This window comes from Dyella thailandensis (genome assembly GCF_050749815.1).
Lineage (GTDB): Bacteria > Pseudomonadota > Gammaproteobacteria > Xanthomonadales > Rhodanobacteraceae > Dyella_A.
Window position 1 is genome coordinate 3,269,018 of record NZ_CP192735.1, and the last position, 13,554, is coordinate 3,282,571.

Here is a 13,554-nt window from a genome sequence, read left to right on the forward strand (position 1 = left end):
ACACGAGGAACCGTGCCGTGACTCCTGCACCCCGCGTCACCTTCTTCTATGCCCCGCACACCCGCGCCAGCGGCACGCTTGCCCTGTTCGAGGAGCTGGGCGTCGATTACGACCTGCACCTGCTCAGCCTCAAGGCCGGCACCCAGCGCGCGCCGGAGTATCTGGCCGTGAACCCGATGGGCAAGGTGCCGGCGATCGTGCACGACGGCGCGCTGGTCGCCGAGCAACCGGCGGTCTTCATCTATCTGGCCGACCTGTACGCCGACAAGGGGCTCGCCCCGCCGATCGGTGACCCGTTGCGCGGCCCGTACCTGCGCTGGCTGGTGTTCTACGGCTCGTGCTTCGAGCCGGCCATCGTCGACCGCGCCATGAAGCGCGAGCCGGCGCCGCCCTCGACCTCCCCCTACGGCAGCTGGGAACAGGTGCTCGATGCGCTGACCGCGCAGCTGGAAAAGGGCCCGTATCTGTTTGGCGAGCGCTTCACCGCGGCCGACGTGCTGTGGGGCACGGCGCTGAACTGGACCACCCGATTCCAGCTGGTGCCGGAGTTGCCGGTGATCCGCGGCTACATCGACCGCGTGCTGGCGCGTCCGGCCATGCAGCGTGCGCTGGCGAAGGACGCCGAATTCGCCGCCCGGGAGGGCTAGGCACATGGCGATCCGGCCCGCGGTTCGCCCGTGGCCGGATGGCCGTCCATACGGTTCGATACGCCCGCATGACCTGTGTCGCAGGCGCTGCGATGCGTCTGCCGGCATCATGCGCGGATGCGCCGAGCCGACCGCCTGTTCCTCATCATCCACGCCCTGCGCGGGCGCCGCACCGCGTTACAGGCGCGTTCGCTCGCGGCGACGCTGGGCGTCTCGCTGCGCACGGTTTACCGGGACGTGGCCGATCTGCAGCTCTCCGGCGTGCCGATCGAAGGCGAGGCCGGCGTCGGCTACGTGCTGCGCAAGGGCTCGGACATCCCGCCGCTGATGTTCACCGCCGACGAGCTCGAATCGCTGGTGGTGGGCACGCGCTTCGTACGCGCGTTTGCCGGTGACCGGCTGGCCGCCGGCGCGCAGGCGGCGCTGATGAAGATCGAGGCGGTGCTGCCGGCGGACCTGCGCGAGCGCTCGGTGCGCACGCGCATCTACGCGCCGGTATGGCGCGATGCGCACCAAGCCGCCTTCGCCGCGCGTATCGACCAGCTGCATGCGGCGATCGAGGCCAAGCGCGTGCTTCGCCTCACCTACCGCGACGAGGCCGGCCGCGCCAGCGAGCGCGAGATCGAGCCGCTGTGCCTGGCGTTCTGGGGCGGCGCCTGGACGCTGGGCACCTGGTGCCGGCTGCGCGCGGATTTCCGCAATTTCCGGCCGGACCGCATCGACGCCATCGAAGACACCGGCGAGTGCTTTACCGAGCGTCCCGCGAACAATCTCGACGCCTACCTCACGGCCATGCGCGCCTACTACGCGGGCATGGATTGACGCTGGCATTGCGCGCAATCTCTGCGAAGATCGTGGATTGATTTTGCGGAGGGGACGTGTCGATGAAGTACCTGCTGGGCGGCCTGCTGGCCGCGACGCTGAGCCTGACTGCCGTGGCGGCGCCGGCGAGCAGTGCCGATGGGCGATTTCGCGACATCTACACCCGCGAATGGGCGTGGCGCACCGGGCAGAGCGGCATCAGCAGCTCCGGCGAGATCCAGCCCGGCGAGGGTCGCCTGGACAGCGTCGATCCGGCCACCCAGCAGGCGCGCCAGAAGCGCTGGCAGGCCGTGCTCGACCAGCTCGACACGATCGACCCGGCCGCGCTGTCGTCCAAGGAGCGGGTGAACTACGCGATCTACCACGCGCAGATCGCCAACCTGCTCGCCGCGCAGCAGTTCAAGACCTGGCAGATGCCGTTCAACAGCGACTCTTCGTTCTGGGGCGACATCGGCTACGAACTGCACGACGATCAGCTGCGCAGCGCCGCCGACTACCAGCGCTATCTCGACCGGCTCGGGCAGATCCCCGCGTATTTCGACCAGCAGATCGCCAACATGCGCGAGGGTCTCAAGCGCGGCTTCAGCGTGCCGCGCGCGGTGCTGGACGGGCGCGACGTGTCGATCGCCGCGGTCGCCAATCTCACCGACCCGACCGCCAGCGATTTCTATGCGCCGTTCAAGCGCCTGCCGGACAGCTTCAGCGCCGATCAGGTGCAGGCGCTGCAGGGCGAGGCGCTGCGCCGCGTGCGCGACGACGTGATTCCGGCCTACCAGCGGCTTCTTGACTTCTTCCGCAACGAGTACCTGCCGCAGGCGCGCACCACGCTGGCCGCCGAGGCGCTGCCCGACGGCAAGGCGTTCTATCGCCAGCAGATCCGCGAGTACACCACGCTGGATCTCGACCCCGAGGCGATCCATCAGACCGGGCTGGAGCAGGTCGCTAAGATCCACGCGCAGATGCTGCAGACCATGCAGGACAGCGGCTTCAAGGGCAGCTTTGCGCAGTTCCTGCACTTCCTGCGCACCGATCCGCAGTTCTACGCCAAGACGCCCGACGAACTGCTGATGCGCACCGCCTGGGTCGCCAAGCAGGTGGATGGCCAGCTGGGCAAGTTCTTCGGCCGCCTGCCGCGCCAGCGCTTCGCCATCGTGCCGGTGCCGGCGGACATCGCGCCGTACTACACCTCCGGTCGCGGCGGGGCCGATGCCTACTTGGTCAACACCTACGACCTGAAGTCGCGGCCGCTGTACAACATGCCCGCGCTGACCCTGCACGAGTCGATGCCCGGCCATGCGCTGCAACTGGCGCTGGCCGCCGAGCAACGCGGGCAGCCGGCATTTCGCCGCGACAGCTACATCTCCGCCTACGGCGAAGGCTGGGGCCTGTATGCCGAATACCTCGGCAACGAGATGGGCATCTACACCACGCCCTACCAGCGCTTCGGCTATCTCACCTACCAGATGTGGCGCGCGGCCCGGCTGGTGGTGGACACCGGCATCCACCACGACGGCTGGACGCGGCAGCAGGCAATCGACTACCTCACCGACAACACCGCGCTGTCCGACCGGGAGATCGCCAACGAGGTCGACCGCTACATCAGCTGGCCGGGGCAGGCGCTGTCCTACGAGATCGGCTACCTGAAGATTCTCGAGCTGCGCCGCAAGGCCGAGCAGGCGCTGGGCGACAAGTTCGACCTGCGCGCCTTCCACGACACCGTGCTGCAGCTGGGCTCGGTGCCGCTGCCCGTGCTGGAGCAGCGCATCGAGCGCTTCATCGCCGACGGTGGTCCCGAGCCGGACTTCGGCTGCGACGGGCACGACGGCGACGCCAAGCGCTGATCACGATTGTCGCGCGAGGCCGCGTGGTCAGCGGCGAGCACCTGCCACGGCGGTGAGCTTTACTCCGCGAAGGAGCCGGGAAGGTGGTCGTGCGACGGGGCAGGTCAACGCGGCGCCACCGGCACATACTGGCCGCGCTCGCCGTAGCGGCGGGCGCGGGTGTCGATGTTGGCGCACAGTCGCCCGCCATCGCAGAGCGTGACGTCCGCCCCGTTGTACGCGCGCAGCAGCTCGGCCGACAGCTGATTGTCGCGGATCACGCCGGCGTATTGCATCGACAGCCAGGCGCCGCCGCCGAGCAGCAGCACGAGGCAGGCTGCCATGGCGCCCACGGTTTTCCACAGCAGCAGGCGATGCAGCCGCTCCAGCCGTGCGAGTTGGCCGGACAGCCGCAGCGCCGCGCCCTCGATCTCCGTGCCGGCGGTACGCACACGCTGCTGGTAATCGTGCACCGGCCGCTCCATGCCGGCGCTCATCCTGTCCATGACCAGCGCGGGCAAGGTAGCGAGCGATCCATCGGCCGATTGCCGCACGATCGCCGGTACCTGCCGGGCCACTGTTTCCAGCTCGCCGGTCAGCGTCTGCAGGCGGCCATCGATGACGCCGCAACGCCGGTCGAACTGCTCCATCAGCGCGGCCGTCTTGCTGATCAGGGCGGAGAGTTGCTGCTCGTCCATGGGGTATCGCTCCTTCGTTCCGTCGCGCTCAACGCATCGGTCCACGGGTTTCCATTACGGGAACGGCCGCCTGCGGCACCGGCTGATGCAGCGCGGACTGCTCCAGCGCATCCACCGCCGCACCCGCCTGAGCGCGCAGGTCGCGCCCGGCATCCATGGCGGCCAACTGCTGGTTGTCGCGCATGAAGGTCCCCCAGTCGCCGCTTTGCGCCGCCGCGAGCATGTGGTCGACCTGCAGTGACAAGGTGTGATCGGCGGCATTCCGGCTGCCAGGCTGCACGCCTGGGAGGGGGCCGTTGGGCATCCGCTGCCATTGCAATGTGGCACTCAACAATTCATCACGAGGCTCAGCATTGTTCGGATCAGCGACCTTGCCGATGTCGCGCCAAGGGACCAGCCGCTCGTTGTAGCCACCCGGCTGAAGACGATCGATCTTGGGGGTGATCCGATAAATGAACATGCCCTCCTCGGAACGATGCACCACGTTGAGACGGGGGTCATCGGGTTCGGGCTGCTTGGTGAGGAAGGGCTGGTCACTGAGACCGTTGATGTAATCGATGATCAGGTTACCCGCGCGGTTGGACAGCCCGTCACGGTGATAGCTCCCGCCCACGTCGGAATGCGCGCCTGGCACGTAGATGCCTGCAAAGCGCCCATCGGCGGTAATGCCCGGATCGATGATGTGGTCAGATTTGAAGAGGCTGCGCCTCTCGTCGGTCGACATCAGCTGGATTCCGGACACCACCGATGGTGGAAGCCGGCGATCGTCATTGCGAAGCTCATTGCCGGTGCCCACTGGATCCATCAATGCCACCGCTTGCGCGGTTTTGCCGGGAGCGACGAGCGGAGGCTTGGTATATGCGACGTGCGCAACCAGGTGATCCGAGGTATAGGTATAGACGGCCCCCGCGGGATCTTGGATGCCACGTTCGTGCACCAGTCGGGCAAAGATTGCTACCTCGTCGGCACCGCGACTGAAGCCTACCGAAGCAAGGGATATCCGCGCATCTGGATCCGCTTCGCGCCATTCCTTGGCCTGCTCGATGAACTTCTTGTACATCAGCTCCGCACGCTCTTCGCAGGTATAGCCGTCCGCACCATCCAGCGCGCGCTTGAGGGGATTTTCCTGAGTACCTGCCCCTGCGACGTAGCCCACGCGGATGTTTGGATGCTCCGACATGTGAGCAACGAGGTCCTGCCGGATGGATGCGACGTTTGTCGCGTGCTCGGGATCCTTGTCGGCGTCGTTACCCGTACCATCCAGCGCGGCGACAAATAGATACTCGTGAGGGTTCCCGGCATGTACCAGAACCGGCTCATCGAAGGTCGCCAATTGTTCCCTAGCCCTTTGGTACATGGCTAGGCGGGTACCGTCAGCTGGGAAAAAAGTCACTCCTTCGGACAGCCATCCATCAGCTTGCCGCTTGTGCTTCTCGGCCATTCCGTGGCGCTCCAGTTAGTAAGTGTGTGTCCAAGCGAGAATTAGATCGTGCCGGGTATCGCTATTTGCATTTCCAGGAATCTGCAGATGTTTAGTGGGAATCATCGCCTTCATGTACACGTTGATCGTCCGGTCGTTGACCTCGACGAAGATGCCTGGATCGAGATAGAGGCCCTGCGGATACATCCCGTCCGGGATTTCGTCGTCTGGTACACGATGGAGAATCCGCTCGTCCTTGAACACCTGCGCCAAGTTGATGGTGGCGTGATGTTCCTGGCCGTCCATCGAAGTCCATGACACGTCGACCGGACCAGGGAAGTTGCGGATGCCGCTGTAGGAGCCAAAGCCCCATTGCGACCGGTAATCACCAGCGGGTGGCGGACCGGATGGCTTGTCTGCGTAGAGCGCGGTGAAGTCTTCGTTGTCGTAGATCACTCGGCACGCCAGCGTGTTGAACGCGAAGGCCGAGAAGCTGTGGATCTTGAAGCGCAGCGGCAGCAGATTGCCGTTAACCGTGTATTGTGCGGCGGGTGCTGTGGACATGGCGTGGGTGCAACCGGTGAGGGAAAGCAGGGAAAGGCACGCGGCGAGGGTGCAGTGCAGGCTTGGCGAAGGCGACCGGCGGCTCATGCCGAGGGCTCGCGGCAGGTCAACAAGAGAGGCTTCCGCCCCAGACCAGGAGAATCCCGGCGAATTGCGATGGCGCGACGGTAAGAATGGGCATCGATGGCTCCTTGCATAGCGTGCTCCGTAATTTCAGGCCGCTCCAGCGGGAGCGCTAACCGCGATGCTAGATAGGCTCCGTGGTTCGGCACAATCCGAAAGTATCCCTATGTGCTGTCGGCTCGGGCAGTTCTGTGACAGCGTCATCATTGTGAGCAGATACTCCAAAAATGAAGTAAAGTGACAATAAGCTTTACATATGGAGCTTCTAATGCAGCCGCAACCGCAAGCTGACACGCTCCCTGCACGCGACCTCGGCGGCCCGGCGCTGCGCAGCTTTTTCCGGCTGGCCGAGGCGTGGCAGTTGCGGGTGGCGGAGCAGCGCAAGTTGCTGGGCGATCCGCCGGAGTCGACGTTCTACAAATGGAAGCGCGAGCAGGACGGTGCGCCGGGGCGCGACGTGATCGAGCGCATCAGCTACCTGCTGGGCATCTTCAAGGCGCTGCAGATCCTGTTTCCCGATCCGGCGCAGGCCGATGCGTGGTTGCGCAGGCCGAACCAGGCGGCGTTGTTTGGCGGGCACTCGGCGCTGGAGCGCATGCTGTCGGGCAACGTGGCGGACCTGTTCGTGGTGCGCCAGTACCTCGATGCGCAGCGCGGCTGAGCCGCGACGTGTCGCCGATCGCGTTCGACGAGACGACGGCCGGCCACACTACGGGCGTTGATTCGTATCGTTTCGATCGGCATGCGCGCAGGGGAGCGTGCCGGGCCCGCGGCTGCGCCGCACCTTGCTGATTGCCGACGCCACCGTGTCCATCGACCCGCCCCCGATCAAGCGCATCCGCTGGAGCCACGCCTACCGTATCGTGCCGAGCCGCTTCCCGCCGGTGGGGCTGTTCGACCGCATCGCCGATCCGGCGGACCTCGATGCGGTGTTCGCGATCGAGGCGCTGACCAACTCGCGCCTGCGCGAGGAAGCCGATGCGCTGAAGCTGGTGCCGGCCGCGCGGCGCATCAGTGGCCCCGGCAGTACGCCGGTGATGGCCGCGTTCACCCACCTCAATCCAGAAGGCAGCCGTTTTTCCGACGGCAGCTGGGGCGTGTTCTACGCCGGGCACAGCGTGACTACGGCGGTGGAGGAAACGGTCTACCACCGCGAGCGCTTCCTCGCGGCGACGGCCGAGCCGTCGTGCGACCTGCCGATGCGCTGCTACCGCACCAGCATCGCCGGTCGCCTTCATGATCTGCGCGGCGGCTGGCCGGCGATGCACGACCCGACCGACTACACCGCCAGCGTCGCGCTGGCGCGCACGCTGCGCGAGGCCGGCTCCAACGGCATCGTCTACGACAGCGTGCGTCACGCCGGCGGCGAATGTGCGGCGGTGTTCTACCCGGATCTGCTCGCGCCGTGCGTGCAGTCCGAGCATCTCGTCTATCGCTGGGATGGACGGCGCATCGCCATGGTGCTGCGGGTGTCGGAACTGCCGCGCGCGCGTTAGGGTTTGTTCTTCCCGCCCGTTGCCCCGAGAGGCCCCCATGACTCGCTGGATATTGCTGTCACTGATCGCCCTGTTGCCCGCGCTAGCCATGGCGCACGAACGCGATGCCGCGAACGACCACACCATCTGGCGCAAGGACATTGCCGCCTTCGAGGCCGCCGACCGTGCGCAGCCGCCGGCGCCCGGCGCGGTGCTGTTCATCGGCAGCTCGTCGATCCGCTTCTGGACCACGCTGGCCAGCGACTTTCCCGAGGTGCGCACGATCAACCGCGGCTTCGGCGGGTCGGAAATCAACGACGCCACCTATTTCGCCGACCGCATCGTGGCGCCGTACCGGCCCAGCGCCATCGTGATGTACGCGGGCGACAACGACATCGCCGCCGGCGACAGTCCGGGCTTCGTGCTCAAGGAATTCCAGGATTTCGTGCGCAAGGCACGAACCGTCACGCCCGGCGTGCCGATCGCCTTCATCGCGATCAAGCCGAGCATGGCGCGCAAGGCGCTGCTGCCACAGATCCGCGCGGCCAACGCCAAGATCCGCGACTGGGCCGCCACGCAAAAGGGGGTGACCTACCTCGACGTGCTCACTCCGATGCTCGGCGAGGATGGCCAGCCGCAGCCGAAATGGTTCCGCGAGGACGGTCTGCACATGAACCGCAGCGGTTACGAGCTGTGGATCGGCATCGTGAAGCCGTGGGTGGACGCGCACGGGCGGTGAATGCGGTCGCCGCGGCAGGTCGCGCTGCGGACTGCTTTTCTGGCCCCGGGGCCTTCCGCAGGTCGCTCACAGGGTGAGCTCCTACCGGGGACTTCTTCCCCGTGGGAGTCAGGTGTCGGCGTTGGTCGCCCAGCCCTCGCGGGTGCCCACGTTGAATACGCGGTCGCTGTCGAGCACGTCGCCTGCGGCATGCGGCGCGCTCGCTGCGAGGCGCTGGTAGATCGGGGTGAAATCCGGCCGGGTGGCATCGAACAGCTGCTCGAAGCTCTCGATCACGAAGTAGGTCTGCTGGTAGGTGTCGATGCGGTAGCGCGTGCTCATCACGCGCTCCAGGCCGAAGCCGATGCGGTTGGGCGCGGCGGAGTCCAGACAGTAGATCGACTCGCCCTTGGAGCTGACGATGCCGGCGCCGTAGATGCGCAAACCGTCCGGCGTGTTGATCAGCCCGAATTCCACCGTGTACCAATACAGCCGCGTGAGGTTCATCAGCGCCTCGGGGCCGATCCCGAACGCCTTCATACCGCCGCGGCCATAGGCCTGCATGTAGTCGGCGAACACCGGGTTGAGCAACAGCGGCACGTGGCCGAACAGGTCGTGGAACAGGTCCGGCTCGCTGAGGTAGTCGAGCTGGTCCGGCTTGCGGATCCACCAGCTCACCGGAAAGCGGCGGTTGGCCAGGTGGTCGAAGAACACTTCGTCCGGCAGCAGACCTTCCACCGCCACGATCTGCCAGCCGGTGGCGGCGGTCAGCACTTCATTGAGCTCGGAAAACTTCGGAATGCCGTGGCCGCCCATGCCGAAGCGCTTCAAGCCGTCGAGGAACTCCTGGCAGGCCCGGCCGGGCAGCAACTCGCACTGGCGGGCGTACAGCGTGTTCCACACCTCGTGGTCGGTGGCGCTGTAGCTGTCCCAGGGCTGCTCGACGACACCGGTGGCGTACACCGGCACGTAGCCGCGGTCGGTCTGCTGGTGTTCGACGCGGCGAGGCGTGGCGTTTTCCATGGGACTCTCCGGTGGCGATAGGGCGACGCCTACCAGCATACGGCGAAGGCAACGCATCAGGCTTGTTTTATTGCTGAATATGGCGGGCCGATGGCAATATCCTTCGAAAATTATCGTTTTATACCGAAGGATCGTGCATGGCTGCCCTCGATCGTACCGACCTGCGCCTGCTCGCCGAGCTGCAGGCCCACGGCCGCGTCACCAACGCTGAGCTGGCCGAGCGGGTCAGCCTGTCGCCGTCGGCCTGCCTGCGCCGGGTGCAACGGCTGGAGGCCGAGGGCGTGATCAGCGGGTATGCGGCGCAGGTCGACCCGCAGGCGGTGGGGCTGGGGCTGCAGGCGTTCGTGCGGGTGCAGCTGGCCAAGCACGAGGCGGCCGCGATCGAGCGCTTCGTGGCGCACGTGGGCGAATGGGAGGAGGTGGTGGCCTGCCACGCGCTCACCGGTGACATGGATTACCTCATGCACGTCTACGTGGCGGACCTGGAGCATTTCTCGCGCTTCCTGCTGGACCGCCTGCTCAACGCCTCGGGCGTGGCCGACGTCAACTCCAGCTTCGTGCTGCGCACGGTGAAGCGCTCGCCCTCGCTGCCGCTGGGCCAGTTGTCCGGCTGAACCGGGGCGCAGCCACCCCTGCCATGGGTTGCATGTCGCGGCTGCCAACTAACGCTAAACTAACCGGCTGATGAGCATGGATACCGTCACCGCCCCCGAACGTGCCCCCTGGCAGCCGATCCGCTACCTGTGGCGCGTGCCGCTGCTGCTGGGGCACATCGTGCTGGGCATCCTGTTGTGCTCGCTGATCCTCAGCTGGAACCAGCACCGCGTGATGAAGAACGGCCGCGTGCCGTTCGCCCACCGCATGATCAACTGGTGGTCGCGCATGCTGATGCGCATCTTCGGCCTGCGCTCGGTGCTGATCGGCAAGCCGCTGCCCGATCCGGTGCTGTTCGTCGCCAACCACACCTCGTGGATCGACATCGAGCTGCTGCACAGCCAGCGCGCCGCCTGCTTCGTGGCCAAGGCCGAAATCGCGCGCTGGCCGCTGGTCGGCTGGATGGCCGCCACCGGCGGCACCATCTTCCATCGCCGCGGCTCCAACCATTCGCTGGCCTCGGTGATGGCGGTGATGGTGGAGCGCCTGCGCAGCGGCCGCTCGGTGGCCGTGTTTCCGGAAGGCGGCAGCGGCTACAACGGTGTGCTCAAGGTTTTTCACGCGCGCATCTTCCAGGCCGCGCTCGACGCCAACGTGCCGGTGCAGCCGGTGGCGTTGCGCTTTGCCCGCCACGGGCGCCGCGTGATCGACGCGGGCTTCCGCGAGCACGAGAGCTTCATGGCGAACTTTCTGCGCCTGCTCGGCAGCGCGCCGCTGGACGCCGAGGTGCATTTCCTCGATCCGGTACCGTCCACGCCTGACGCGCGCCGGCGCATGGCGGAACTGTCGCGCGAGCGCATCGCTGCCGCGCTGGAAGATGCCGTTCCGGACAAGGCCGCCGCATGACCCTGCCGCAAGGACGCGACTTCCAGCCGCCGTGGCCCCTGCGCAGCGGCCACATCCAGACCATGCTCTCTTCCAGCGGCGTTCGACGCCTGTTGCTGCCCAAGCGCGCGCGCACCGTGCTGGAGGGCGCCGAGCACGTGATGGTGAGCGGCGGCGGCGACGTGCGCCTGAGCGGTGCCTACACCGCCCAGCGCAGCGGTACACCTTCGCGCGGGTTGGCGGTGCTGTTCCACGGCTGGGAGGGCAGCCTCGACTCCACCTACGTGCTGCAGACCGGCAGCCGCCTGCTCGCCGACGGCTGGGACGTGTTCCGGCTCAACTTCCGCGACCACGGCGACAGCCATCACCTCAACGAGGCGCTGTTCCATTCCTGTCGTATTGACGAAGTGGTGCACGCACTGGGCGAGATCGCCGAGCGCTGGCCGACGCGGCCGATGGCGCTGGCGGGCTTCTCGCTGGGCGGCAACTTCGCCCTGCGCGCCGGTCTGGCGGCGCCGCAGTGGGGTATTCCCCTGGCCTACACGCTGGCGGTTTGTCCGATCATCGACCCGGCCGAGGGCCTGTTCTCGCTGGAAAAGCAGGCGCCGTGGTTCTACCAGGCCTACTTCATGCAGAAGTGGCGCCACTCGCTGCGCACCAAGCAGGCGGCGTTTCCGCAACACACCTATTTCGAGCTGGCCGAGCTCAAGCAGAACTTGCGTGGACTGACCGAGGCGCTGGTGCTTCGCCATACCGATTTCGACTCACTTGAAGCGTATCTGGACGGCTATTCGGTGGCCGGCGATGCGCTGCAGGCGATGCAGATTCCCGCCACCATCATGACTGCGCGGGACGATCCGGTGATTCCGGTGAACGCGTTCGAGCAGCTGCGCCTGCCGCCAAACATCGAGCTGGATATCGCCCGTTACGGCGGCCACTGCGGCTTCATCCGCGGCTGGGACATGACCAGCTTCACCGACGACTACATCGCCGCACGGTTCAACGCGATCGCTGCGGCGCGCTGAGCGCCGCTCAGGGCAGGGCGTTGGGCTCGCGCCGGCGCATCCAGCAGGCCACGCTCATGCGCTCGCGCGTGGCCGGCAGCACCTCGTGCTCGAAGCGGTCGGACAGGAACAGCACCAGCGTGCCGGCCTGCGGCAGCACGTCGTGCGTGCGGCCATCGTCCAGGTACAGGCGCAGCGCGCCGCCGTCGGCTGGATCCCACGCCTCGTTGAGGTAGTAAACCGCCGACACCGTCCGCGCATCGCTGTGGCGCAGGCGGTCGAGATGGCGCGCGTAGCGAGCGCCCGGCGCGTAGACCGCGTAGTGCGCCTCGCTCTCCACCAGGCCGAGCATCAGGCTGCGGTTGAGCGTGGTGCGCAAGGTCTCAAGCGCTGCCACCAGCGGTAGCTGCGCCTCGCTCAGCGCGGTCATCTCGAACCAGCGGGTGTGGTCGTTGCGCAGCGATGTGGCGGTGCGCTCGCCGCCGACGCGCGCGGGAGTCATGCGTCGCGCCGCGTGCATCGCCGCGCACTCGTGGGCGAGCGCGGCGGTGACCTCTTCCGGCAGCAGGCGCGGCAGCACGCACCACCCGGCCTTGGCCAGCGCATCGGCAGCCGCTTCGAATCGCGACGACAAGGAGTCCATGAAAGCCTGGGCAGCACAGGGGAGCGCGGGGCTCCGCAGCATACGCGCAGTGCTGCCGCACCGCGCGTGCCGATTCAGCGCAGCGGATCGAGCAGGCCGCGCAGGCCGTTGTGGTCCAGCTCCAGCGACAGCGCCAGCAGGCGGCCGAGCTGACCCGGTGGGAAGCCCTTGCGCGCGAACCACGCCAGGTACGCGCCAGGCAGATCGCCGATCAGCCGCCCCTGGTACTTGCCGTAGGGCATGCGCACGGTCACCAGACGCTTGAGATCTTCGGCTTCCACCGCGGCCTACTTCGCGAACAGTCGCGACGGATCGGCGAAGGCCTTGAACTCCAGCGCGTTGCCGCACGGATCGCGCAGGAACATCGTGGCCTGCTCGCCGCTCTGGCCGACGAAGCGCACGTGCGGCTCGACCACGAAGCGCACCCCCGCGGCGCGCAGCCGGTCGGCCAGCGCCTGCCAGGCGTCCATCGGCAGCACCAGGCCGAAGTGGCGCACCGGCACCGCGTCGCCGTCCACGTCGTGGGCGGCGACGGCATGCACTTCCTCCGGCGCCAGGTGGGCGACGATCTGGTGGCCGTGGAAATCGAAGTCGACCCACTCCTCGCTGCTGCGCCCTTCGGGGCAGCCGAGCAGCTCGCCGTAGAAGGCGCGGGCCTTGGCCAGCGAGGTGACCGGGAAGGCGAGGTGGAACGGAGCGAGTACGGGCGTCATGGGGTTCGAGACAAGGGGGCGTGCGTCAGCGTGGTGGGTAAACGAGAAAAGGGTCGCGACAGATCGGATACCCACGATCTTCGCCGGCGCAGCGCTCGCGCGCCAGCGCGACGATCTCGGATGCGGTGCGGCCGTCCATTGCCGAGCGACCCGGATCGCCGATGCCGCCCTTCTCGCCGAAGGCAGCCCGCCGTACCCGGTCATTGAGCTCATCCGACGCCACCACCTCGACTGCCCAGCGCAGTTCGTCGCGGCGCCCGGCAGGCAGTGCCGCGTACATCGCTCGCAGGCTGTCGAATGAGGTCGCGGGCGACGAGGTATCGGCGCGGGGTTCACCGCAGCCGTGCAGCGCCGGTAGCAGCATCAATGCAAGCAGGCGGGTGGATCGCTTCATCGGGCACCTCC

At 67.1% G+C, this 13,554-nt stretch carries 17 protein-coding genes; 9 read left to right on the plus strand and 8 right to left on the minus strand.

All coding sequences use genetic code 11. The annotated features are described in order from the left end of the window. Positions 1 to 17 precede the first annotated feature (17 nt). The 3 genes from ACQVBX_RS15015 (at position 18) to ACQVBX_RS15025 (ending at position 3,310) form a co-directional block, all read left to right on the plus strand. Positions 18 to 647, plus strand: a complete 630-nt coding sequence (locus ACQVBX_RS15015; protein ID WP_431635094.1) for a glutathione S-transferase family protein — start codon at positions 18 to 20, stop codon at positions 645 to 647. Positions 648 to 764: 117 nt separating this feature from the next. Continuing rightward, complete coding sequence (locus ACQVBX_RS15020; protein ID WP_431635096.1) at positions 765 to 1,469, plus strand: helix-turn-helix transcriptional regulator; 705 nt, start codon at positions 765 to 767, stop codon at positions 1,467 to 1,469. Positions 1,470 to 1,531: 62 nt separating this feature from the next. Beyond that, positions 1,532 to 3,310 (plus strand): DUF885 domain-containing protein, encoded by a 1,779-nt coding sequence (locus tag ACQVBX_RS15025; RefSeq protein ID WP_431638202.1) that lies wholly within the window; start codon positions 1,532 to 1,534, stop codon positions 3,308 to 3,310. A 104-nt stretch (positions 3,311 to 3,414) separates the two neighbouring features. Here ACQVBX_RS15025 and ACQVBX_RS15030 read toward each other — a convergent pair whose 3' ends face one another. From ACQVBX_RS15030 to ACQVBX_RS15040, 3 genes are read right to left on the minus strand one after another with little or no spacing between them, the layout of a single operon-like run. After that, positions 3,415 to 3,987, minus strand: a complete 573-nt coding sequence (locus ACQVBX_RS15030; protein ID WP_431635097.1) for a relaxation protein — start codon at positions 3,985 to 3,987, stop codon at positions 3,415 to 3,417. 28 nt (positions 3,988 to 4,015) lie between these two features. Beyond that, positions 4,016 to 5,428: a phospholipase effector Tle1 domain-containing protein gene (locus tag ACQVBX_RS15035; protein ID WP_431635098.1), complete on the minus strand. Its 1,413-nt coding sequence runs from the start codon at positions 5,426 to 5,428 to the stop codon at positions 4,016 to 4,018. 15 nt (positions 5,429 to 5,443) lie between these two features. Next, positions 5,444 to 6,058, minus strand: coding sequence for a hypothetical protein (locus ACQVBX_RS15040; protein WP_431635099.1), 615 nt, complete (start codon positions 6,056 to 6,058; stop codon positions 5,444 to 5,446). A 304-nt stretch (positions 6,059 to 6,362) separates the two neighbouring features. Between ACQVBX_RS15040 and ACQVBX_RS15045 the strand changes: the two genes are divergently transcribed. From ACQVBX_RS15045 to ACQVBX_RS15055, 3 genes are all read left to right on the plus strand, one after another. Then, positions 6,363 to 6,755 carry an MbcA/ParS/Xre antitoxin family protein gene (locus ACQVBX_RS15045; protein ID WP_431635100.1) on the plus strand — a complete coding sequence of 131 codons (393 nt, stop codon included), beginning with the start codon at positions 6,363 to 6,365 and terminating at the stop codon, positions 6,753 to 6,755. A 145-nt stretch (positions 6,756 to 6,900) separates the two neighbouring features. Continuing rightward, on the plus strand, positions 6,901 to 7,590 hold the full coding sequence (locus ACQVBX_RS15050; protein ID WP_431638203.1) for an RES family NAD+ phosphorylase: 690 nt from the start codon (positions 6,901 to 6,903) through the stop codon (positions 7,588 to 7,590). A gap of 37 nt (positions 7,591 to 7,627) precedes the next feature. Then, positions 7,628 to 8,308 carry an SGNH/GDSL hydrolase family protein gene (locus tag ACQVBX_RS15055; RefSeq protein ID WP_431635101.1) on the plus strand — a complete coding sequence of 227 codons (681 nt, stop codon included), beginning with the start codon at positions 7,628 to 7,630 and terminating at the stop codon, positions 8,306 to 8,308. A gap of 108 nt (positions 8,309 to 8,416) precedes the next feature. Here the strand turns inward: ACQVBX_RS15055 and phhA are convergent, their stop codons facing one another. Then, a complete protein-coding gene (gene phhA / locus ACQVBX_RS15060) occupies positions 8,417 to 9,310 on the minus strand; it encodes a phenylalanine 4-monooxygenase (protein WP_431635102.1) in 894 nt (297 codons plus the stop codon). Positions 9,311 to 9,447: 137 nt separating this feature from the next. On the opposite strand from phhA, the gene ACQVBX_RS15065 reads away from it, so the two are divergent. From ACQVBX_RS15065 to ACQVBX_RS15075, 3 genes are all read left to right on the plus strand, one after another. After that, positions 9,448 to 9,924, plus strand: coding sequence for an Lrp/AsnC family transcriptional regulator (locus ACQVBX_RS15065; protein ID WP_431635103.1), 477 nt, complete (start codon positions 9,448 to 9,450; stop codon positions 9,922 to 9,924). Between the two features lie 70 nt (positions 9,925 to 9,994). Further along, positions 9,995 to 10,810: a lysophospholipid acyltransferase family protein gene (locus tag ACQVBX_RS15070; RefSeq protein ID WP_431635104.1), complete on the plus strand. Its 816-nt coding sequence runs from the start codon at positions 9,995 to 9,997 to the stop codon at positions 10,808 to 10,810. Next, positions 10,807 to 11,814: a YheT family hydrolase gene (locus ACQVBX_RS15075; protein ID WP_431635105.1), complete on the plus strand. Its 1,008-nt coding sequence runs from the start codon at positions 10,807 to 10,809 to the stop codon at positions 11,812 to 11,814. Before ACQVBX_RS15070 ends, ACQVBX_RS15075 begins: the two co-directional genes overlap by 4 nt. Positions 11,815 to 11,821: 7 nt before the next feature. On the opposite strand, the gene ACQVBX_RS15080 is transcribed toward ACQVBX_RS15075, so the two are convergent. The 4 genes from ACQVBX_RS15080 to ACQVBX_RS15095 form a co-directional block, all read right to left on the minus strand. Further along, on the minus strand, positions 11,822 to 12,436 hold the full coding sequence (locus ACQVBX_RS15080; protein ID WP_431635106.1) for a 2OG-Fe(II) oxygenase: 615 nt from the start codon (positions 12,434 to 12,436) through the stop codon (positions 11,822 to 11,824). 74 nt (positions 12,437 to 12,510) lie between these two features. Continuing rightward, positions 12,511 to 12,717, minus strand: a complete 207-nt coding sequence (locus ACQVBX_RS15085; protein ID WP_063673465.1) for a DUF3820 family protein — start codon at positions 12,715 to 12,717, stop codon at positions 12,511 to 12,513. Positions 12,718 to 12,723: 6 nt separating this feature from the next. Continuing rightward, positions 12,724 to 13,149: a VOC family protein gene (locus tag ACQVBX_RS15090; RefSeq protein WP_431635107.1), complete on the minus strand. Its 426-nt coding sequence runs from the start codon at positions 13,147 to 13,149 to the stop codon at positions 12,724 to 12,726. A 25-nt stretch (positions 13,150 to 13,174) separates the two neighbouring features. Further along, positions 13,175 to 13,543 (minus strand): DUF6694 family lipoprotein, encoded by a 369-nt coding sequence (locus tag ACQVBX_RS15095; RefSeq protein ID WP_431635108.1) that lies wholly within the window; start codon positions 13,541 to 13,543, stop codon positions 13,175 to 13,177. Positions 13,544 to 13,554 lie beyond the last annotated feature (11 nt).